Source organism: Ezakiella massiliensis (assembly GCF_059862345.1).
In genome coordinates this window covers 19,876-43,271 of record NZ_JCBCEO010000004.1, presented here as the reverse complement: position 1 = coordinate 43,271, position 23,396 = coordinate 19,876, and the positions used below count along the sequence as shown (strand labels likewise).

At 36.6% G+C, this 23,396-nt stretch carries 20 protein-coding genes; all 20 read left to right on the top strand.

Going from position 1 to position 23,396, the window contains the following annotated elements:
- The first annotated feature begins 108 nt into the window (after nt 1-108).
- Nucleotides 109-2,136 (top strand): stalk domain-containing protein, encoded by a 2,028-nt coding sequence (locus AC6FXG_RS06155; RefSeq protein WP_500571974.1) that lies wholly within the window; start codon nt 109-111, stop codon nt 2,134-2,136.
- Between the two features lies 1 nt (nt 2,137).
- Nucleotides 2,138-3,145: an L-threonylcarbamoyladenylate synthase gene (locus AC6FXG_RS06150; RefSeq protein ID WP_500571973.1), complete on the top strand. Its 1,008-nt coding sequence runs from the start codon at nt 2,138-2,140 to the stop codon at nt 3,143-3,145.
- Nucleotides 3,126-3,566 (top strand): ribose 5-phosphate isomerase B, encoded by a 441-nt coding sequence (gene rpiB / locus AC6FXG_RS06145; protein WP_500571972.1) that lies wholly within the window; start codon nt 3,126-3,128, stop codon nt 3,564-3,566. The genes AC6FXG_RS06150 and rpiB overlap by 20 nt, the downstream gene beginning before the upstream one ends.
- Complete coding sequence (gene upp / locus AC6FXG_RS06140; protein WP_075574692.1) at nt 3,566-4,195, top strand: uracil phosphoribosyltransferase; 630 nt, start codon at nt 3,566-3,568, stop codon at nt 4,193-4,195. The genes rpiB and upp overlap by 1 nt, the downstream gene beginning before the upstream one ends.
- Nucleotides 4,195-5,226: a glycosyltransferase family 4 protein gene (locus AC6FXG_RS06135; protein WP_500571971.1), complete on the top strand. Its 1,032-nt coding sequence runs from the start codon at nt 4,195-4,197 to the stop codon at nt 5,224-5,226. Before upp ends, AC6FXG_RS06135 begins: the two co-directional genes overlap by 1 nt.
- 1 nt (nt 5,227) lies before the next feature.
- On the top strand, nt 5,228-6,325 hold the full coding sequence (gene wecB / locus AC6FXG_RS06130; protein ID WP_500571970.1) for a non-hydrolyzing UDP-N-acetylglucosamine 2-epimerase: 1,098 nt from the start codon (nt 5,228-5,230) through the stop codon (nt 6,323-6,325).
- Nucleotides 6,325-7,635, top strand: a complete 1,311-nt coding sequence (locus AC6FXG_RS06125) for a hemolysin family protein (RefSeq protein ID WP_500571969.1) — start codon at nt 6,325-6,327, stop codon at nt 7,633-7,635. Before wecB ends, AC6FXG_RS06125 begins: the two co-directional genes overlap by 1 nt.
- The gene (locus AC6FXG_RS06120; protein WP_500571968.1) at nt 7,625-8,548 is read left to right on the top strand and encodes a stalk domain-containing protein; all 924 of its coding nucleotides are present in this window, start codon (nt 7,625-7,627) and stop codon (nt 8,546-8,548) included. Before AC6FXG_RS06125 ends, AC6FXG_RS06120 begins: the two co-directional genes overlap by 11 nt.
- A 150-nt stretch (nt 8,549-8,698) precedes the next feature.
- Nucleotides 8,699-9,265 carry a 5-formyltetrahydrofolate cyclo-ligase gene (locus tag AC6FXG_RS06115; RefSeq protein ID WP_075574696.1) on the top strand — a complete coding sequence of 189 codons (567 nt, stop codon included), beginning with the start codon at nt 8,699-8,701 and terminating at the stop codon, nt 9,263-9,265.
- A 10-nt stretch (nt 9,266-9,275) separates the two neighbouring features.
- Complete coding sequence (locus tag AC6FXG_RS06110; protein ID WP_500571967.1) at nt 9,276-10,466, top strand: coenzyme F420-0:L-glutamate ligase; 1,191 nt, start codon at nt 9,276-9,278, stop codon at nt 10,464-10,466.
- Between the two features lie 240 nt (nt 10,467-10,706).
- On the top strand, nt 10,707-12,143 hold the full coding sequence (locus AC6FXG_RS06105; RefSeq protein ID WP_500571966.1) for an MBOAT family O-acyltransferase: 1,437 nt from the start codon (nt 10,707-10,709) through the stop codon (nt 12,141-12,143).
- Between the two features lie 12 nt (nt 12,144-12,155).
- Nucleotides 12,156-13,109: a hypothetical protein gene (locus AC6FXG_RS06100; RefSeq protein ID WP_500571965.1), complete on the top strand. Its 954-nt coding sequence runs from the start codon at nt 12,156-12,158 to the stop codon at nt 13,107-13,109.
- A gap of 252 nt (nt 13,110-13,361) precedes the next feature.
- Nucleotides 13,362-14,609 (top strand): sodium/glutamate symporter, encoded by a 1,248-nt coding sequence (gene gltS, locus AC6FXG_RS06095; RefSeq protein WP_500571964.1) that lies wholly within the window; start codon nt 13,362-13,364, stop codon nt 14,607-14,609.
- A 1-nt stretch (nt 14,610) separates the two neighbouring features.
- Nucleotides 14,611-15,153 (top strand): HutD family protein, encoded by a 543-nt coding sequence (locus AC6FXG_RS06090; RefSeq protein WP_500571963.1) that lies wholly within the window; start codon nt 14,611-14,613, stop codon nt 15,151-15,153.
- Nucleotides 15,154-16,501: 1,348 nt separating this feature from the next.
- On the top strand, nt 16,502-17,761 hold the full coding sequence (locus AC6FXG_RS06085; protein ID WP_500571962.1) for a DUF3798 domain-containing protein: 1,260 nt from the start codon (nt 16,502-16,504) through the stop codon (nt 17,759-17,761).
- Between the two features lie 105 nt (nt 17,762-17,866).
- The gene (locus tag AC6FXG_RS06080) at nt 17,867-19,456 is read left to right on the top strand and encodes a sugar ABC transporter ATP-binding protein (protein WP_500571961.1); all 1,590 of its coding nucleotides are present in this window, start codon (nt 17,867-17,869) and stop codon (nt 19,454-19,456) included.
- The gene (locus AC6FXG_RS06075) at nt 19,449-20,495 is read left to right on the top strand and encodes an ABC transporter permease subunit (protein ID WP_500571960.1); all 1,047 of its coding nucleotides are present in this window, start codon (nt 19,449-19,451) and stop codon (nt 20,493-20,495) included. The genes AC6FXG_RS06080 and AC6FXG_RS06075 overlap by 8 nt, the downstream gene beginning before the upstream one ends.
- Complete coding sequence (locus AC6FXG_RS06070) at nt 20,495-21,622, top strand: ABC transporter permease subunit (RefSeq protein ID WP_500571959.1); 1,128 nt, start codon at nt 20,495-20,497, stop codon at nt 21,620-21,622. Before AC6FXG_RS06075 ends, AC6FXG_RS06070 begins: the two co-directional genes overlap by 1 nt.
- 200 nt (nt 21,623-21,822) lie before the next feature.
- On the top strand, nt 21,823-22,707 hold the full coding sequence (locus AC6FXG_RS06065; RefSeq protein ID WP_500571958.1) for a transporter substrate-binding domain-containing protein: 885 nt from the start codon (nt 21,823-21,825) through the stop codon (nt 22,705-22,707).
- Between the two features lie 7 nt (nt 22,708-22,714).
- Nucleotides 22,715-23,386 carry an amino acid ABC transporter permease gene (locus tag AC6FXG_RS06060; protein ID WP_500571957.1) on the top strand — a complete coding sequence of 224 codons (672 nt, stop codon included), beginning with the start codon at nt 22,715-22,717 and terminating at the stop codon, nt 23,384-23,386.
- The last annotated feature ends 10 nt before the right edge of the window (nt 23,387-23,396 follow it).

The following is a 23,396-nucleotide window of genomic DNA, read 5'->3' as shown; positions in this document are numbered from 1 at the left end:
CCTCTTTTTTATTGGTAAAATCCATGGACTTTTGTCTAGCAAAACTTGAAAAAAATGCCTGATTTGTATATACTATAAGGAGATGTATTTACATGAAAGGAGAATACTATGAAGAGATTTTTTTCAGGATTAATGCTTGTATTTGCAGTAATTATTTTGACCACCAACGCCCATGCACGCAAGCTCACAATCCTAGTTAATGAACAAGATATATCAGATAAAAGCCAGAGCCTAATTGTAAACGACAGGGTAATGGTTCCAATTAGATTTGTTTCTGAAGCCTTGGGCAAAGAAGTAACTTATAACGAAGCTTTAAAAGAAGTTGTTATTTCAGAAGGTGAGAAAAAAGTAAAGCTTAGAATAAATAGCTCCCTCATTGAAAAATCAAATGGAGAATTTATTATTTCAGACGTCAAGGCTATTGCAAAAAACGATAGGACTTACGTGCCTGTACGTGCAGTTGCAGAGGCCTTTGACCTTTTTGTTGGCTACGATTTTCAAACCAATACAGTTACCATAAAAAACGGCAGTCAAAACCCAGCCGATAAGTATTCTGTTAATGGCCTTACTGACCAAGTGACTGATGCGATCACATTAACTGCAGAGGCTGGATCAAATTTGGCTCCAAGAATTAAGACCACAAAATTATTTGTAATCGATCCCATTACTAGAAAGGGATTGGTTAACGACATTTCAAATACTATGACTGTAAAATATTTGCCATGGGAGACTTCGTCTTTTAAAATCTTAGCCCTTGTAAGCTATGATGCCAACGGAAATATTGTTGCGGGCAGGGGAAAGAAAGTCCAAACCAAAATTATGCCCCGTGTTCAAATTACAGGGCCAGGAGAAGGCAGCGACAACAACGACTATGTTGAAATCACTCCTAGCATAAACTTTGTGGCAAAGACAGTTTCATATACGGTGACTGATCTCGCTACAAATGTTGCTACAACCTATGACGATAGAGATCCTTATGCTTCATGGGCACTCACACTAAATGGTGGAGAGTCCAAGAGCGTTATGGTAACTATGAATGCTGTGGACATGGCTGGCAACAATTATTTATCAAATTCCATTTCCTTTAATCTGACCACACCTAAAAAACTTAGCTTAACTGGTATCAAGGCTGGTCAAAAGATTGACAGGACTTTTAATGTAAATGTAAACAGAAATTTTGATGTAAAATCTACCAGATATTATCTGGGCAATGGTGCAGGGGAAAGCCTATTGGAAGAAAAGCCATACGGGGCCCATATATTTAATCCGGCAGCTGACCTAGGCGGATCTTATTATCTGCGTGCAGAAGTTGATTTGCCAGACGGCACAACTATGTCAACTGATAGGATAAATGTGAATATTATTCCTGGCTCCAGATTGCTTCTTCAAGGCCTTGGACCAAATGCTGTAATCTCAGAGCCAATCGAATTAAAATATGACAGCAACATCGACCACTCTGCAGTGAGATATGTATTTTATGGACCTGAAAATTTCGTTGTAGACGGAATTTTAAAGGGCAAAATTGACTTTAATCCTGCTGGCAAAAAAGATGGCCAGTACAAGGTCTACGCAGAGGTTGATACAGCAGGAGGCAAGGTTAAGAGCGAAGCTGTGAATGTTAAAATTCACAATGCAAAGACCTTTGGACCACGCCCAGTTGTTCAAAAAGACGAATTTATAAATGTCTTTTCAAAGATGGCTGTGGATACTTTTAACAAATACAATATGGCAGCCTCCATACAAATGGCCCAAGGAATCTTGGAAACCGGTTGGGGACAATATGTGCCAGTTGACAAATACACAGGTAAACTTTCCAGAAACCTCTTTGGTATCAAGGGCAAGTCCTCAAATGGGTCTGTTCTTTCAAACACATGGGAAGAATACAACGGTGTAAAATACAGGATTGATGATAACTTTAGGGCCTACAATACTCTGAATGAATCATGGAATGACCACAACGATTTACTTTTAAAGAAAGAACGCTATCAAATATTTAGAGATGTTATGTACGACCCAATTAGGGGTGCGTGGGCAATTAGGCGTGCAGGTTATGCAACGGACTCCAAGTACCCAGGCAAGTTAATTAACATTATAGAAAAACAAAATTTGAGGAGATTTGACGAGGTAGATTTTTAAGATGTCTATTATTACAAATGACGAAGAGGGGATAAAAAAGGCTGGTAAGCTTTTGCGTGAAGGCAGACTTGTAGCCTTTCCAACCGAAACTGTTTACGGCCTGGGCGCCAACGGCTTAAATGAAGAAGCGGTAAAAAATATTTTTATAACTAAGGGCAGGCCCCAGGATAATCCGCTGATCTTGCACATAGCAGATAAGTCTTGGCTGACTGATATAGCTGAAGAGATTCCCGAATATGTAAATGAATTAATGGATGCATTTTGGCCGGGGCCCATGAGTATAATCTTAAAGGCCAAGGCTGAAATTCCACGGACTACAACAGCTGGTCTGGATACAGTTGCAATTAGATTTCCAAATCACAAAATTGCCCAAGCAATAATTGCTGAAGCCGGGGTTCCAATTGCGGCTCCATCGGCAAATTTATCTGGCCGGCCAAGTCCAACCAATTTTCGCGACTGCTACAATGACTTAAAGGACAAGGATGTCTACGTCTTTGAAGGAGGCGAGACAGATATTGGTATAGAAAGCACGGTTATACTTTGCACTTCGTATCCGCCACAAATTTTACGACCAGGCAAGATTGACGAAAATGATATAAAACGCGTGGTCGGAGATGTTATTGTGGGAGCGGTCGATAAGACTGTTGTAAGGAGCCCGGGGCAAAAGTATGGACATTATATGGCCAAGAAGCCAACGGTTTTACTGGATATGAAGCCAGATGATGCAGACCAGCTTTTGGAAAAAATAAAACCCAATGCGATTTTTATATCAGCAGAGGAAAATAAATATCAAGCCAAAGAGAATATAGTAATTGGTTCATATTTTGATCCAGACCAGGCAGCCAAACATTATTTTAAATCACTGAGGGACGCTGACATGATGGATGGAGATATGATTGTTATACAAGGATTTTCGAAGGAAGGCATTGGCGAGGCTTTGTTCAACAGAATGAAAAAGTCAGCCTCAGGAAAAGTTATGGAGGACAAGGATGAAGATTGGATTTGCTAGCGATCACGGTGGATACGAGCTCAAAAAAGAAGTTATGAAAGCCGTGGCAGACATGGGATACGAATGCTTTGACTATGGATCTTTTGAAGGCGAAAGGGTAGATTATCCTGATTATGCAAAAAAGGCCTGTGAGGCTATAGTGGCAGGAGATGTGGACCTGGGCATGTTATTTTGTGGAACAGGTATTGGCATCTCGATTGCAGCCAACAAGGTAAAGGGCATTAGGTGCGCACTTTTGACTGAGGGCTACTCAGCCAAGATGGCCAAGGAACACAACAACGCCAACTGCATAGCCATGGGTGGCAGGACCATTGGACCAAACCTAGCAATTGATATAGTAAAGAGCTTTTTACAAGCAGAATTCCAAGGAGACCGTCATCAAAAGCGTATTGATAAAATTTCAAAAATGGAGGAAAGATAATGGGCAGAGTTATAGAATGCAATCATCCGCTAGTTCAACACAAGCTAGCTATACTTAGAAATGTAAACACAGGTGCCAAAGACTTTAGAGAATTGGTTACTGAAATTACCATGCTTATGGGTTACGAGGTAACACGTGATTTGCCACTGGAAAAAAGAACAATAAAAACCCCAATGGGAGATGCTGAAGTCAATATGATTTCTGGCAAAAAAATCGGCATCGTTCCAATTTTAAGAGCTGGCCTTGGCATGGTAGATGGATTTTTAAATTTAATCCCAGCTGCAAAGGTTGGTCACATTGGAATGTACAGGGACCCAGAAACTTTTAAGCCTGTTACTTATTATTGCAAGATGCCAGAGGACGTAACCAAGAGACAAATTATTGTTATAGACCCAATGCTCGCAACAGGTGGATCTGCAATTGATGCTATAAATGAGCTCAAAGAAATGGGTGTTAAGTCCATCAAGCTTGCAAATATTATTGCAGCTCCAGAGGGCATTGAAGCTGTACAAAAAGCTCACCCTGACGTAGATATTTTTGTAGCTTCAATTGACGAAAGATTAAATGACCACAAGTATATTATACCTGGACTTGGAGACGCAGGAGATAGGCTCTTCGGTACAAAATAATGAGTGATTTTTACATTTTATTAGTGGCGGCACTTACATCTTTTGTTTTACTGCCATTTAATATTTATGCCTCAAAAAAATTTGGCCTGGTGGATGTGCCCAAGGACAATCGTAGGATGCACAAGGATGCTGTGCCAACAGTGGGTGGGATAAGTATCTTTATCTCCCTTATGGCAGTGACATTGATCTTTGTTCCCATGTCTAGAAAACTCGCCTTTATGCTCGCGGGAGCGACTGTAATTGCTATAACAGGTCTGATTGACGATATAAAAAATATAAAACCCTTGCACAAGATGCTGGGTCAAATAATCGCTGCTGGCCTTGCCATTTATGGGGGGATCAGCATTAATATGATTTCAAACCCCTTCCATGTAGGTCAGATAATCAATATGGGAATTGTTGGACCAATCCTTACAATGTTTTGGATAGTTGGAGTTACCAACGCCCTTAACTTTGTAGATGGACTAGACGGCTTGTGTGCAGGTCTTTCTGCTATATCTGCCCTGACCTTTTACTTTGCATCGGAAACTGTTTCTTTCGTACCGCAAGTTGCCTTGGCTTTGGCTGGGGCTGCACTGGGATTTTTGCCCTATAATTTTAATCCAGCAAAAATTTTTATGGGAGACACAGGAGCCTTATTACTCGGTTACATGCTGGCATGCATATCGGTAGAAGGCGTTGTCAAATCAGTAGCCGCCATGAGTATAATAATTCCAATATTTATCTTGGCCCTACCAGTTTTTGATACGCTTTTTGCAATTGTAAGGCGGATGGCAAACAATCAAAAAATAATGACAGCCGACAAGGGCCATCTTCACCATAGGCTAGTTCAAAAGGGTTTTTCCGTCAGGCAAACCGTTTTGATTTTATATGTTATTAGCATTTTGTTTTCAATCCTCGGCTTCGTTATATCTGAGGTTGAACCATCGATGGCAATTATAATTGCAGTTTTAGCCTTTGTAATTGTATTGCTCTTTGGTTTTCTCTTTGGATTTTTTAAAGGGGACAAGGATAGGCAAAAAGGAGAATAGTTTGATAAAAGTTTTAATGATAATCGGCACAAGGCCGGAGATAATTAAATGTTTCCCAGTTATTAAAGCCCTCAGAGAAGACGAGGACTTTGATGTGCGAGTGGTCTTTACTGGTCAGCACAGGGAGCTTTTGGATATGATGATCGAAGATATTGGCATTGACGATTATATAAATTTAAGGATTTTTGAAGACGGGCAGAGCCTTTCAAAAATTACATCCCACGCCCTTGAAGCGCTTGATACTTTGGAGGAACGCGACTTTGACTACTGCTTAGTCCAAGGCGACACCACAACTGTCTTTGCAGGAGCCCTGTGGGCCTTCTACAACAAGATTAAGGTGGGCCACATTGAAGCAGGTTTAAGGTCAGAAAATATTTACAGCCCTTATCCTGAAGAGGCAAACCGCAAGATGGTCAGTCAAATTGCCCACTTAAATTTCGCACCAACTGAAGCAGCCAGGGAAAATTTAATTCACGATGGCATAGATGAGAATTCTATATTTGTAACGGGTAATACTGTAATAGATGCACTTCAGCTAAGCTACCGTGAAGACTATAAATTTAAAAATGAATTTTTAAACAATCTGCCAGCTGGCAAAAAAGTTTTGATGACAGCCCATCGCAGGGAAAACCAAGATAATTTAGAGGAAATTTTTACGGCGATTAGAGACGCTGCTGTAAAAAATGATGCCCATGTGATCTTTCCTATGCACTTGACACCAAGGATTAGGGAGGCTGCAGACAAATATTTGGCCCCGAGCGACAACTTTACTTTGATTGAACCAATCAGCTACTACGACATGGTTCACCTGATAAATCAAGTGGATATGGTGGTCACAGACTCGGGTGGCCTTCAAGAGGAGGCACCGGGCTTTGGAAAACCAGTTTTGGTAATCAGACGGGAAACTGAGAGACCAGAGGGCATTGAAGCTGGCACTTGTAAGCTGGTGGGCAATGAATACCAGGCAATTTATGAAAATTTAGACGAGCTCCTGCAAATGGGTAGCGAGTACGAGAAGATGAGCCACGCTGTAAATCCATACGGAGACGGCAAGGCATCACTTAGAATTAGAGACATATTAAAAGGAGATAAAAGATAATGGACCCAGGATCGAGTACGGGGTATTTGATTTCACTATTTGTTATCCTAGTGCTTTCAATAATCACGAGGATGTTAAGAACAGCGGTTATGACTTCGGATTCTACTAAGTTAGATGAGAGACTTCAGTACCAAATTAAGAACAGAGAAAATGTAATTTCTAAACTTCAGCTCAATTACGAGCTTTTAAAGATAATTTTTGTTATGGTTTTTACAGCTCTGGTGATTAGGAATTTGGACAAGGCTGATTTTGATAGGGCAATAGATATTTCAATTTTTATTTGCTCAACCATAGCCGCCATGTTTATATATAATTTAATTACAATTGAATTTGCAGATAGGTATGGGGCTTATAGGCCAAACCAAAGCTTGAGAACCTTGCAATTTTTCTTGGTTATAAAGATGATTATCATGGAGCCAATTCACAAGCTCCATGTGACTTTGAGCAATTTCTTTGCCAAACTAATTGGCCTGCCAAAGGTTACTAGCAAGGTTACTATTGATCAGATAAAAGTTTTGGTTGAAGTCGGTGAGAAGCAAGGGATTATAAATACTGCTGAGAAGGAAATGATAGAAGGGGTTATGGAATTTAACGAAACCGTAGCCGAAGAAATTATGACCCCGCGTACTGAAGTCTTTATGATCGATATTAATGCAGAGCCAGAAGAATACTTGGATGACTTGGTTAATCATAGGTATTCGAGGATTCCCGTTTATGATGAAGACATAGATAACATTGTGGGAGTTCTTTACTTGAAAGACTTTTTGGCTATGGCTTACAAAAAGGGGTTTGACAATATTGATTTAAAACGCCTGATTAAACCTGCCTATTTTATGCCTGAGAGAAAAAATATTCACATTTTATTCCAAGAAATGCAAAGGTCCAATAAACATATGGCGGTTTTGATGGATGAATATGGTGGATTTTCGGGTATACTTACAATGGAAGATTTAACTGAGGAAATTATGGGTGAGATTGATGACGAGTTTGACGATGACGAACCAGACTGGTACGAGCTCACGCAAAATACAGCGGTTATCCAAGGAACTACAAGTATAAAGGATGTAAACGATATGCTGGGGATAAATCTCCCGGACGATACGGACGACTATGACACAATTGCGGGCTTTATTATCAGCAGGCTTGGCTTTATACCTGAAGATAACAAGGTCGATATGATTGACTACGACGGAATAAGAATTAAAATTTTGGAAGTTGAAGACAGGCGGATAAAAAAGGTCAAGATTTTTATGACCAAGCCCAAGCAAGTTTTAGATGGAAAACAAGAGGAGGAAAAGGATGAGGCTTAGAAAAGAAGTTTATTTGGTATTGGCAGTAATTTTAATACTAGCCCTATTTATTATTTTTAGACCAAAGACAAAGTCAGATTTAGATTCTACTAACCTAGACGGAATTGAAATTAATACGGACACAGCTGACAGCTATATAAAGTTTGCTGATAATGACAGGGTTGGACTCTCTAATCCAGCTCCTATGTTTCTTATTGTAAATGGGTCTGTAATTAAAAATCCAGACATCAAAGCCATTGACGGTTCGGCTATGATACCTGCCGAAAAGTTTGCAGAAATCGTTGGTGCAAAACTTGTGGTTTCTGAAAAAAATGGCGATGAATTTAATTTAAAGGCTGACAAGAAAAAAGGCCTACCAGGAGTGACCTTTAGGCTAAATGACGGAAGCTATGAAATCAATGCTAAATCAGAATTTATGGCTGGTAAACCTGTTCGTGATGGCAGAACCGTTTACCTTCCTGTAAAGTCATTTTTTGAAGCCTATGGCTATACAGTAACCTATACAAATGGCAAGAAGGTTAAGGTTGATGAATTCCCAGTAATTCCACTTTACCAACAGCTAATGGTTTACAAGTATGACACAAATAAGAAAGCTCTTACAAAAGAAGAGGCCATCAAAAAAGTTCAAGATGAATTAAAAGTTGCCTACAAGGCCAACTTCAACAAAAAATACAAGGCTCCAGATGATAGCATCGATAGGATGAATCCAAGCCGTGAAGATGAATGGAGAATTAAAATCAACGAAGGCCTAGAAGTCAAAGCTGAAAATGATAGATATTATGTAATCCCTGTTGTCTATGATTTTTATGTAGACAAGTACACAGGAGAAATTTATTCCTTCTATCAAGGACAAACCTTTGTATACAAAAAGTTTGATCCAAAGGCACCAGGCTCACTCGCTTTTCCGGGATAAAATTTCATATAATTTAATCTAAGTGATTAAAGAAAATATATTCAGCGCTTGCTCTTTTATAGATGCAGGTGCTTTTTCTTTTCAAAAAAATTTTTGTCGCTACTGTTAAAATTCCCTCAGATGTAGTATAATATAGTCGAGGTGAACATTATGGATAAGAAACAGCTAAGAGAATCTTTTTTGAAAAAAAGAGACCAACTTGATTCTGAATATAAGTTTGAAGCTGATGAGAAAATTTTAGACAAGTTACTCAGTTTAAAATCCTACATGCATGCAAATACAATTTGTTCATTTGTAAGCTTTAGGTCAGAAGTTGACACTCATGACTTTATAGAGGAGTCACTCAGACGGGGCAAGAGAGTTTTGGTGCCAGTTGTAGATAAAGCTACAAACACCTTGGTCCTTTGCGAAATAAGGAGTTTTTTGGAACTCAAAGAGGGCTACATGGGCATATTGGAACCAGAAGTTAAAGAGGAAAATATTGTTGGCCCAGAGGCAATTGATCTTTGCATTGTTCCTGGAGCTGTTTTTGATGATTTTGGTTATAGGATTGGCTATGGTGGCGGTTATTACGATAGACTGCTTCCTGAGCTTAGGTCTGATGCTAAAACAGTTGGTATCTGTTATGATATTCAACGCACTGAGAAGTTAGCACCAGATGAATATGATCAAAAAGTGCAAACCATAGTTACCGAAACAAAGGTACTAGATATATAAGGAGGATATTATGTCAAGATTTGTTGGAACTGTCTCAAGAGGAATTAGGACTAAAATTATTAAACAAGGCGATGACCTGGTTAATATTGTATTAAACTCAGTAATGGATGCTGTTGCTGCTGATAATATCCCCTTGCACGATAGAGATATAGTAGGTGTAACCGAAGCAGTACTTGCTAGGAGCCAAGGCAACTATGCAACTACCGATCAAATTGGCAAGGATGTTAGAAATAAATTTGGCGGTGGCCACATTGGTCTTATCCATCCAATTTTAAGTAGAAATAGGTTTTCAGTTTGTTTGAAGGGCATAGCCAAGGGCGTGGACAAGATTACCCTCATGCTATCATATCCTGCAGACGAAGTTGGCAACCACTTGCTATCCTATGAGCAATTGGAAAAGGCTGGAATTTATGATTATAGTAAGCTCTTTACCGAAGAAGAGTACACCAAACTTTTTGGAAGAAGCAAGCACCCATTTACAAATGTCGACTACATTCAATTCTATCACGACTTAATTGAAGCTGAAGGTTGTGAATGTGAAATTATTTTCTCCAATAAACCAACCGATATTTTAAAATATACAAATAATGTTTTGACTGCAGATATCCATTCTAGAAAGAGGACCAAGAAAGCTCTAGAAGTTGAAGGAGCAAATGTATTATCAATTGCAGATATTTTAAATGAAAGCGTTGACGGCAGCGGTTATAATGAAGAATATGGTCTACTTGGTGCAAACATGGCCACAGAAGACAAGGTTAAACTCTTCCCACGCGAATCATTTAAATTTGCTAACGACTTGCAAGCAGCCTTCAAAGAAAGAACAGGTAAAAATATTGAATGCTTGATCTACGGTGACGGTGCTTTTAAGGACTCAGTTGGACAAATTTGGGAGCTAGCTGACCCAGTTGTAAGCCCTGGCTACACCAAGGGATTGGAAGGTGTTCCTAATGAATTGAAATTAAAATACTTGGCCGACAACGATTTTAAAGATTTGAAGGGCGATGATTTAAGCCACGCGATTGTAGATGCAATCAAGCACAAGGAAGCCCAAGCCCTAGATGAAAACGCTAGACTTGGTACAACACCAAGAAAGCTTACGGACTTAATCGGCAGCCTTTGTGATCTAACAAGTGGATCTGGAGACAAGGGCACACCAATTATTTTAATCCAAGGATATTTCGACAGCTTAGCTGCTGAATAATTATAAAAATATTTTCCACAGGCAGACTTATATAATTTATAAGTCTTTCCTGTGGATTTTTATTTTGCAAATTATCTTGATATTATTATACGTATATGGTATATTGAAACTGAATTTAAATGTATCTCTTTAATAAGATGATTCATTTTAAAAGGATTTATAATAATGTATTCTTAAATTAAGGATTTACATTTGGAAAAATAAATTTTCGTAATTATAAAATATTTAAGGAGATTATTTATGCAGTTTAATTCAATTTTATATATTGTTTTTTTCACAATTGTATGCTTGGTGTATTTTTTGTTGGCGGACAAGTTTAAAAGGCCATTTTTATTAGCTGCGAGCTATTTCTTTTACTCTTGCTGGAATTTTAAATATTCACTCTTAATGCTTTTTAGCACGGTGGTGACTTTTTTTACTGGAAAATTTATGGTAAGAGAAAATTCAATCAAGAGAAAAAAATTTCTTCTTGGTCTATGTTTTTTTATAAATCTTTCTATACTTTATATTTTTAAGTATTTTACATTTTCAGTAAATTTTTTAAATAAAATTCTTGGCCTATTAAATTTAAACTTAGATATTGGCCCGCTTAACTTGTTGCTTCCTGTAGGGATTTCTTTTTATACTTTTCAGGCGCTTGGATACATAATAGATATTTACAGGGGAGATATAGAGGTCGAGAAAAATTTTATTAATTATGCCCTCTTTGTCTCTTTTTTTCCACAATTAGTTGCTGGTCCAATTGAGAGGTCAAAAAATCTCTTGAGGCAAATAGACAGCCTTGGAAACAGAAGATACGAGAATTTATCCAAGGGATTTCTATATATCCTATGGGGATTTTTCTTAAAACTTGTTATCGCAGATAGGTCAGCAATTTTTGTAAACCAAATATATAGCGGATACCAAGCCTATTCCTATATTTATTTAATATTGGCTGCAGTTTTATTTTCCTTTCAAATTTACTGCGATTTTTACTCTTATTCAATTATCGCCAAGGGGTCGGCAAAAATTTTAGGATATGATTTGATGGATAATTTTCAGGCTCCCTATCTTTCAAAATCCATTACAGAATTTTGGAGACGATGGCATATTTCCCTTTCAACCTGGTTTAAAGATTATCTTTATATACCCTTGGGTGGCAATAGGAGAGGGTCTTTGAGGAAGCATTTTAATGTTCTTGTAGTATTTTTGGTAAGTGGACTTTGGCATGGAGCAAATTGGACCTTTGTTTTATGGGGACTAATCCATGGTTTTTTCAATATTTTAGAAGACAGTTTGAAAACTTTTACAAAACAATTTAGAAATAATTTTATCTACAGGAACCTTAGAAGGCTGATTACTTTTATTATAGCTATTATAAGTTTTGTTATATTTAGGAGCAATAATATTGGCCAAGCAGGGGAATTTCTTTTTGGAATTCTAAGGAGGCAGGGATCTACAATCGATATTGACAAAGCCCTCTACCTCAAAGATGCTGGAGTTTTGCTTTGTGCACTGGCAGTATTACTCTTTGTAGATATATTTACTTATAATAAAATCAAACTTGTAGATATAATAGAAAAACAGGCCTTGTACATAAGGTGGATAATATATCTTGCTTTAATAGTAGTAACTGTAATTTTTGGCGTATATGGACCTGGATATAGTGAAATACAATTCATTTATTTTCAATTCTAGGCAGGTGAAGAGATGAAAAAAGGAAAAAGAATTTTAAAAGTAATAGGTTTTTTATTTATACTTGGCCTGATTTTTGCAAGGCTGAATCTAATATTTATCAGGAAAGCCAATGTCAAGCCCATGGATATGATGAATAAAATTGTAGGATATTTTAATGAAAAAGAAAAGCACGATGTCCTATTTTTTGGAACTTCTCAGGCCTATACTTCTTTTGACACGGAGTTTTTAGCCGAAAAGGGTCTATCATCATATGTGCTAGCTACTCAGCAACAGCCTATAGAGGCGAGTTATTATTATATAAGGGAGGCCATAAAAAGATCCAGTCCCAAGCTTATTTATATAGATGTTTTGGATGTCCTTACATTTAATCAGGTAGATGAGGGAATATCACATTCTTATACGGATTATTTTCCTATGTCTGTAAATAAACTCTTGATGATAAAACAAACTCTACCCAAAGATCAATGGGCAGAGCACCTAATGCCGCTTATTAAATACCATTCAAGATGGAAAGAGCTTGATAGGACTGATATTTTTGCTAAGTGGAAAGATTATCATGACGATTTAAATGGATTTGTAAAATTGACAAATGATAAAAATGGAGTCAAAGATGATCCTGAGCTCAATGAAATTTTGGCTACTGCAGTTTCAAAAGCTGGGGACAATAATTTTAGACAAGAAAAATATGAAGTATTAAAGAAAATATATGATTATGGAAATAAAAAGGGAGTAAAAGTGGTTTTTCTAAAAACTCCTGTATACCTGGAGGATTTATATGACAAAAATATAGGCCCACTTGATGACTACCTACAAAGTATAGGATCAAAATTACTCGATCTCACAAAAGTTTCTAAAGAAATTGATTTTGAAGGAAAAGATTATTTTGATGTTTTGCATTTATCTGGCAGTGGGGCCAGAAAGTTCACAGAATACTTCTATGAAAACTATATAGTTAATGATTTATAATTTTTGCATTTAACCCTAGTAAAATTGGACAGATAATATTTCTCACAGGTAGATTTATATAAATTAAATTTTTACCTGTGATTTTTTATGTAAAGATAATTAAATGTAAATTCTTAAAAAAAATATACAAAATAACTTTTTATTTGTTAAAAATTTGTTGATTTTTTTAAGCAAATGTGTTAAAGTAAAGTTGTAGATAAAAATACTGGGTCCATACACTTGGGCTTGGTAAACTTAAAGGGAGGGAAAGATATGACTATTGAAAGAATAGACGGCATTTTAAACTTTAATGCGGACATGACAATGACAGCGGCTATGGCAGCTCTGCTATTGGTTTTCGGCTATTTTGTAAGGGACAAGGTCAAATTCCTAAAAAAATATTGTATCCCAGCACCTGTTGTTGGCGGATTCATATTTATGTTTGTAACAATGATTGGTCACTTGACTAGTACATTTTACTTCAACTTTGACACAACCCTACAAAGCTTCTTTATGCTTGCATTCTTTACAACAGTTGGACTTGGAGCAAGTTTAGCTATCCTTAAGAAGGGCGGAATTTTATTAATCATTTATTGGTTGGTTGCAGGCGTAGTTTCCATTTTCCAAAACACAATTGGAATTGGAGTTGGTAAACTAATTGGACTTGAAGCTCCATATGCACTTTTAACTAGTGCTATACCACTGATCGGTGGACACGGAGCAGCCCTTAGCTATGGGAATACCTTTGCTGGCATGGGTTATGAAGCAGCCCCACTAGTTGGTGCAGCAGCAGCAACATTTGGTTTAATTATAGCAGTTATGGTTGGTGGCCCTACTGCTCGTAGACTGATTGTTAAAAACAATTTAAAACCAGACGAATCTGAAAACGCTGGCGATATTGATGAAAGCATTGCAAACATCAACGCCTCAACTGGACAAAAGTTATCAAGTCTTGACGTTACTAAAAACGTAACAGCTATCCTATTTTGTATGGCTCTAGGAACTGTACTTTCAAAGAAATTTGGACAACTTATTAACATGGACTTCCCAACATACGTTGGCGCTATGTTCGTTGCAGTTATCTTGAGAAACTTAAATGAAAAATTCAAATTCTATAAATTCGACTTCGGTTTAGTTGATGGAATTGGCGATGTAGCTTTAGGTTTATACCTATCCATGGCTATGATGTCCTTGATGTTATGGCAACTATTTGGCGTAGCAGGCAAGATGTTTGTAGTCCTATTTGCTCAAGTAATTTTCTTGGTACTATTTGCTTACTTTGTAGTATTCAGAATACTTGGCAAAAACTACGACGCAGCAGTTATGTGTGCAGGTCTACTTGGACACGCACTTGGCGCTACTCCAACAGCTATCGTTAACCTAACAGCTGTTAATGAACAATACGGTATGAGTAGAAAAGCTATGATGATTGTACCAATCGTTGGTGCTTTCCTTGTAGATATTATCTACCAACCTCAAACAATTTGGTTTATCAAAACATTCGTGGAGAAAATAAACTAATATGAGAGAAATTAAAAAGACTGATTTTAAAGTGACAGAATGGTCGGGTGGCAAGACCACTCAGCTATACATCTTGCCAGAGGGTGCTGATTTTTCAAAAAGAGATTTTGATTTTAGGATATCCTCTGCAAGTTTTACAGACACCAGCTCAAACTTTTCAGATTTTTCTGGTTATCAAAGGTATATACTTCCACTCCAAGGATTTATTGATGTCGAGTATGAGGGATTATATAACCGCCACTTAGAGCCCTTTGAAGTGGAATACTTCGACGGCAGGTGGAAAACTTATTCAGAAAATTCTCTAGACACCCTTGACTATAACTTCATAGTTAGAAATGGATCCAATGCGACCATGGAAATTGTGAGGGAAGCCAAGGAAGTAAAAGCTGATGGCTATAAGCTATATGTCTTCTCACCGGAAGATTACAAGGCTGAATTAAATGGTGAGTCAAAAGATATGAATGCCTGGAGCCTGTATATTATTGAAGAAGATTTTAAAATAACAGACTTACAAAAGCCTATTATAATATGTAAATATAAGTAGGACATTATTAACTGCTCAGTCCCAAGTGGACAAGGGCAGTTTTTATTTGTGAAAAACAGGGTGAGTATAAGTGGATTATGATAGAAAAATATAAAATAAAGGTGCTTACAAGTATACTTTGAAAAATAAAACATAAAAATAAAAAAATTTTAAAATATTTTTTATTTTTTAAAATAAATTTCGAATCCTATAAACGTTGAAAAGACTGGGCTGGGGCAACAACAAACACGGCTTAACTTTATAAAATAATTAATTTATTTAAAAAATACTTTAATGTAGTGTTTAAAATAAAAATATGGGGGTATATAATAACCACAAGGAAGAAGATTTTATAGAAAAACTTATTATATCTAAAAAATGTAAAGAAAAATATAAAGTCTACCTTGATAATATAGTTCGTAGCAACTAAAAGAAAAATAAAAATATTCCCTAAAGAATAAAATCAGGTGGAAGCGAAAAATTAAAAATTAAACGCCCACAAACTTAAAGAAGAGTTAAAGATTCAAAAGCAAATAAAAGGGAATAAAAGTAAGAACCTAGACAAATTAATAAAAGCAAAGGAAAAAATCAAAAATCAAAAGAATAGTCAAATCCAAAAGGAGTTGATGAGAATGATCAAAAGATTTAAAGTAAACAACAGAAGAATTAAGGAGGCCAGGAGATGAGTCCAAACAAAAACGACCGTTGCTACGAATAAAACCCCACTAAGTTTAGATATTTAGTGGGGTTTTTAAATGTCAAAAATTCTTTTGCGGCTGGAGAATTATGGTTCAAAAGCATACTCCTATTAAAAAAATCTGATAAATTACAGAAGAAAACTTATTGGATTATTTTATACGATTGATAAACAAAAACTATATTATTTTATATATAGAGATTGACAACAAACAAAAGAAATGCTTTTTAAAGTAAAGTTCTCCCGATACTTGCAATTCCAAGGTTAAGACTATTGCAAAAGTTTTGGGTAGATGCTAAGTACTAGACGCTTTTATTAAAATCTAGATTGATATAGAGTAAGTTTTAATAAGCTATTGATAAAATATTTTTGAAAAAGTATTTACAAAATGATTTCAATGTGCTATAATGTATTTAGTTAGTTAAAGCAAGGCTTTTGTAAAAGGAAATCTAATATGGTTGTTAGAGCGAATTCGATCAAAGGTTTATAAGTAAAGATTTATAAGAATCTAGTTTTAATTAAAGATTATTTTTAGCAGGTGGTTTCGATGAGATATTTATAAGAGATGATTTTCATCTTGCCTACTTAAAAATTACAGGTAAAAAATTATGGAGTTTATATGTTGCCATCAATTTGACAACTTATAATAAATAAAACAATTAGGAGGATATTATGAAAAAGTTATTAGCGATTTTATTAGCTATGGCTATGGTATTTTCATTAGCAGCTTGTGGCAAAAAGCCTGCTGGCGATGCACCTGCAACTGGAAATACTGAGAAAAAAGACGGTGAAGAAGCACCATTCCACATCGGAATCTGCACCGGTACAGTCTCTCAAACAGAAGACGAACAAAGGGGTGCTGAATCTATGTTAGCCAAATACGGCGATGCTAAAGATGGCGGATACATTACTCTTAAAAACTATCCAGACAACTACGCAGCTGAACAAGAAACAACAATTCAACAAATCGTTTCTTTTGCTGACGATCCAAAAATGAAGGTTATCGTAGTTAACCAAGGCCCTCCAGGAACAGCAGCTGCATTTAAGCAAATTAAGGAAAAAAGACCTGACATTTTATGTTTTGTAGGTAACTCTCAAGAAGAACCAAACTTAATCGAAGGTATCGCTGACCTAGTTGTTGACCCTGACAACGTAACAAGAGGATACTTGATTCCACTTGCTGCAAAGAAAATGGGCGCTAAGAAATTTATACACGTTACATTCCCAAGACACATGTCAATTGAACTTTTAAGTTTACGTAAAGACATCATGGAAGCAACATGTGATAAGATTGGTATCGAATTTGTAATGGAAACTGCACCAGACCCAATGAGTGACGTAGGTATTCCAGGAGCTCAAAACTTTATCCTTGAACAAATGCCAGCTTGGGTTAAACAATATGGACAAGACTCTGCATTCTTCGCTACAAACGACGCTCATACAGAACCAATGCTATTAAAGGTTGCTGAACTTGGCGCATACTTTGTAGAACAAGACTTACCATCACCAATTCTTGGATATCCAGGAGCACTCGGCATCGACGTTAAAGACGCTGCAGGTGACTGGCCAGAAATCCTAAAGAGAGTTGAAGATAAGGTTGTAGAAATGGGCGCTGCAGGTCACATGGGTCTATGGGCATTCTCATTTGGTTTCTCAACAACACAAACTCTTGCTGAACTAGGTAAGAGAACAGTTGAAGGAACAGCTGACTACAAAAAAATAGAAGATTACAAGAAAGTTATCGAAGAATTCACACCAGGAGCACAATGGGGCGTTTCAACTTACATTGACAGAGTTTCCGGTGAAGAAAAGAAAAATCACTATCTAACACTTCAAGACACATACGTACTTGGCAAGGGTTATCTAGGAATGACAAAAGAAGAAGTTCCAGATATCTACAAGATGTTAGACGAATATCAAAATAAAAAATAGAAATTAATTAGTGATTAGTCGAAAGAGATAATTATTAATTGGGACCCAAGGCTGACCTCACAAATAAAGTGCTGGGTCAGCCTTTACTATATTTAAGGTGATTATATGAAACAGGTTTTAGAGTTTAGACATGTTGGAAAAAGTTTCTCAGGTAATCACGTTTTAAAAGATGTTAACTTCACATTAAACGAAGGAGAAATCCTTGGCCTTGTAGGTGAAAACGGTGCTGGTAAGTCAACCATGATGAATATTCTTTTTGGTATGAGCTTTATCCATGAGACCGGCGGCTACGAGGGAGAAGTTTTAATAGATGAAGAGGTTGTAAACTTTAAAGACCCATACGACGCTCTAAAGGCAGGTCTAGGTATGGTTCACCAAGAATTTTCACTTATTCCTGGCTTTACAGCTACAGAAAATATTCTTTTAAACCGTGAAATTACTAAGCCAAACTTTTTTAGCAAATTGTTTGGTAAGAAATTGGAAACTTTAAAATATGATTCTATGAACGAAAGCGCCAAAAAGGCCATCGATATGCTTGGACTTGAAATTCCAGTTGAATCCAAGGTTATGGATATGCCTGTTGGCCACAAGCAATTTATAGAAATCGCAAGAGAACTTTCCAAAGACAATGTTAAGCTGATTATTATGGACGAACCAACCGCTGTTCTAACAGAAAGCGAAGCAGATATACTTATTAAAGCCATGAAAAATTTGGCTGCCAAGGGTATTGCTATTATATTTATTTCCCACAGACTTCGCGAAGTTGTAGACGTATGCGATAAGATCGTCGTACTCCGTGACGGTGAAATCGTCAAGGACACACCAAACCAAGATCTAAATATCGTAGACATTGCCAGCTGGATGGTTGGCCGCGATATGACTGGTAAAAAAGAAGAAAGAAGCTATCGTGAAATAGGTGATGAGGCAGCTATGACTGTTAAAAATCTTTATGTAGATATGCCTGGTGAAACCGTTCGCGATGTTAGCTTTGAAGTTAAAAAAGGTGAAATCCTAGGCTTCTGTGGTCTAGCTGGCCAAGGCAAGCTGGGTATTCCAAATGGAATTATGGGCTTGTATCCATCAGGTGGAGAAGTTATTTATAATGGCGAGCCACTGAATTTAAAAGATACTCGTTCAACTCTTAAAAAGCATATTGCTTTTGTAAGTGAAGATAGACGTGGCATGGGACTATTATTGGATGAAGGCATCGATTGGAATATTGGCTTTGACGCCATGCAAGTCCACGATAAATTCACTAAGAAGATCGGTCCAGTTGTATTTAGAGATGATAAGGCACTTACAGATGTCGCCAACCAATACATTGAAAATCTAGAAATCAGGACTCAAGGCCCACACGAAAAAGCTAGAAACCTAAGTGGTGGTAACCAACAAAAAGTTTGCTTGGCCAAGGCCTTTGCAGTTGAACCAGAATTTTTGTTCGTCAGTGAACCTACCAGGGGTATTGACGTTGGAGCCAAGAAATTAGTTTTAGATGCCCTGCGCGGTTACAATGAAGACTACGGCACTACAATTTGCATTGTAAGTAGTGAACTTGAAGAGCTCAGGAGTATAGCAGATAGGATCCTAGTAATATTTGAAGGCAAGGTCTTTGGTGAATTAAAACCAGACGATCCAGTAGAATATTTTGGACTTATGATGGCGGGAACAAATCCGAAGGAGGTTATAGATGCGTAATTTTTTTAGAGAATTCGGCCTTCCAAGATTTATAATTCTGCTATTTATAGTAGCATTATTTATAGTCGGGGGCTTTATAGGTGTAAATCTTACAGATGCATTTATAAATGTTATCAACAGATTTGGTATGAATGCCGTTATGGTTCTAGCCATGATCCCTATGATCCAATCGGGCTGCGGATTAAACTTTGGTTTACCTGTTGGCCTTATTGGCGGTATGTTAGGCGCTGCTATATCAGTACAATTCAACCTAAAAGGACTTCCAGGTGCTACAGTAGCTTTACTACTAGGTATGATTTTTGGAGCCATCTTTGGTTGGGGATATAGCTTTATTTTAAACAAGGTAAAAGGCGACGAAATGATAGTTGCAACTTATGTTGGCTTTTCATTTGTTGCTCTCATGAATATAATGTGGGTAATCCTTCCATTTTCAAATCCAGAAATGGTTATGGGTTTCAAGGGCGAAGGCTTGCGTACCACAATTGCTCTAAAAGCATATTGGGACAAGGCTATTTCAAGAATCCTAGGTTTTGAAGTCACATCAGATGCAGAGCTTGGAACTAAAACTCTTGTACCAATTGGAATGATTATAGTATTTGCTTTATTTGCTTACTTGGTTTACCTATATTTTAAAACCAAAAAAGGTTCAGCAATTACAGCTGTAGGTTCAAACCCAAAATACGCAAAAGCAGCTGGTATCGATGTAAACAAACATAGAACAATTTCCGTTATCCTCTCCTGTGCACTAGGTGCTGTAGGTATGGTTATCTATGAACAAGCATTTGGATTTATTCAAATGTACAACGCTCCACTTGCCTTTGCTTTCCCGAGCGTAGCTGCAATATTACTTGGTGGTGCCTCTATAAATAAAGCCACTGTTAAGAACGTAATTATCGGAACACTTTTGTTCCAAGCAATTTTAACAATGACACCAACCGTCATCAACCAAGCTATTAAAGTTGATATATCAGAAGTCCTAAGACTTATCATATCAAACGGACTCATTGTATACGCTCTAACAAGGAAGGAGGTTAAATAATGAAAGAAAAGAAAAAATTTAGCCTTATCAATGAATTTACAGTCCCTGTTATGTTTATAATAATCTGTGCGATCGCCATTTACTACAGTGGATTTACCGCACAGTTCTTGATCGGACAAGTACTAACCAGATTTGCCAGAAACGCATTTCTAGTTTTATCACTTCTCCTACCAATTATGGCTGGACTTGGTATTAACTTCGGTATGACCTTGGGGGCCATGGCAGGACAAATTGCAATCATCTTTATCCAAGACTGGGGCATGACTGGACTACCAGCAATCTTACTTGCTGCTGTAATTTCCACACCTATCGCTTGGATTCTAGGAATGTTTGCAGGGGCAGTTTTAAACAGAGCAAAAGATAGAGAAATGATTACATCTATGATGCTCGGGTTCTTTATGACAGGTGTTTACCAATTTATAGTTCTTTATATCTTTGGTGGCATAATTCCATTTAAAGATCCAAACATCATCCTATCTCGTGGATATGGTGTAAGAAACGCTATTGACCTTACATCACAAAAGGCCACAGACTATTTCTTTGATAGAATTTTGGGCACAGATATTTCTATAATGGGAATTCAAATCCCAATTCTAACCCTGATAATAATTGCTCTAGTATGTCTCTTTATAGTTTGGTTTAGAAAAACTAAACTAGGCCAAGACATGAAAGCCGTTGGCCAAGACATGAAAGTAGCAGAAGACGCAGGTATTAACGTAGATAAAATCAGAAAGAAAGCAGTCGTTATGTCAACAGTTATGGCAGCTTTTGGACAAATCATTTACCTACAAAATATCGGTAACTTAAACACCTATAACGGTGCTGACCAAGTTGCTCTATATTCAGCAGCAGCTCTATTAATCGGTGGTGCAAGTGTATCCAAGGCAACAATTACAAACGCCTTGACAGGTACAATCCTCTTCCACCTCATGTTTATAGTAATGCCTACTGCAGGAGCAAATATCACAGGAAACGCAATGATCGGTGAATATCTAAGAACATTCGTATCATACGCAGTTGTTACAATAACACTTATCTTGCACTCCATTAGAAGACAAAAAGAAAGAGACGCAGCTATGGAAACCTTAAGAACTGGTCCAGCTGTCGCTCCTCCAAAAGAAAAATAAAGATAAGAAAAACACAGGAGCTCAAGTCTCCTGTGTTTTTTATGGGGGAATTTAAAATGAATAAATGATAATATATAGCTATTAAAAATATCTATAATAAATATTTTATTATAGATATTTTTAATTGGATATTATTTATAAAGAGTGATATATTCTATATTAGAGGTTTAGCAACCTTAAGTAAAAAATAGGAGGAAATTATGAAAAGAATTTTCAAAGGACAGATTTTAATGATATTAGTATTAATAATGGGCTTAGCATTTGTAGGCTGCAAAACAAAAAATGATAAAGATGCTAATTCATCAAAATCAAACGAAGAAGTAAGTGAAAAAGTATCAAAGGAAGAAACAAAAGATGTTGAAGGCGAAAAGAAAGAAGATGGGGAAAAAGAAGTTATTAAAATTTCTACAACTGGCAACCATACTTTCTTTTCTGAAACTAATGAAGAAACTGGAGAACTTCAAGGCTACGAAATTGATGTTTGGAATGAGATAGCTAGAAGAAATGGATGGGAAATTCAATGGGAAATTGCAGGTTTTCCAGGAATATTAGAATTATTAGAGGCACGTCGTGTAGATACAGTTGCAGACCAAATTGGGGTTACTGACGAACGTAAAAAAACATATAATTTTAGTGATGTGTACTTTTATGTACCATATAGAGTTGTTGTAGCAGAAGATAATGATACAATTCACGGAATAAAGGATGTTTATGGGAAAAAATTAGGATTACTTACAAATGATATAGCATATGCTTTTAAAGATGAATTTGATCCCGATAATAAGATTGAATACGTTGAGTATGATGTTAGCACAGCTGTTCACACAGACGTTGCTTTAGGAAGAATTGACGCATCACTAATGTCATCAATGCATATCAATGACGTAAAAGAAAAATCAGGATTAAAAATAAAAGGAGTTGGAGATCCAGTATATACAGAGGATGCAGCATATCCATTCCATAAAGATGAAAGAGGAACAATGCTCTGTGAAGAAACTAACAAAGTTTTAAAAGAATTAAAGGAAGAAGGATTTTTAAGTAAGACTGCTATTAAATGGTTTGGATTTGATCCAATGGCAAAATAGATAATCTATGGATCGTTTTGATATTAATTTATTTTTTGAACTATTTCCTAAAATATTAAAATTCTTACCAGAAACATTAAAGCTAGCAGTTGTGACGATTTTTTGCTCTTTGATTCTAGCCTTGTTAGTTGCTATTATTAGACAGTATAAAATAAAAGGGTTATATGGCATTACGTCTGTGTATGTATCTTTTTTTAGAGGTACCCCGTTTGTTGCACAACTTTTCTGGTTTTATTATGGTCTAGCTCAGGTATCTAGCACTATAAAATCATTAAATCAGTTTCAAGCTTTAGTTATATGTATGAGCTTAAATTACGCTGCATTTATGTCTGAGGATATAAGGGCTGCTTTAAACTCTGTAAGTAGATCACAATATGAAGCAGGATTATCTATTGGTATGCCACCCTTAAAGGTTATTAAAAGGATAATAATACCTCAAGCAGCCAGAGTTGCAGCTCCTGGGTTATCAAATCATTTTATAGGAATTTTCAAATCTACATCAATTGGCTTTATGATAGGTTATAAGGATATGATGGCGGCAGTTAGCCTAGCTACATCAAAAGTCTATAGATTTTTAGAGGGATATACAGTTGCTATAATTATTTACTGGATAATCATTTCTATTCTTTCTTACGGCCAAAAGAAGCTTGAGGAAAGATTAAATTTGAATTATAAATAGGAGAAGCAAT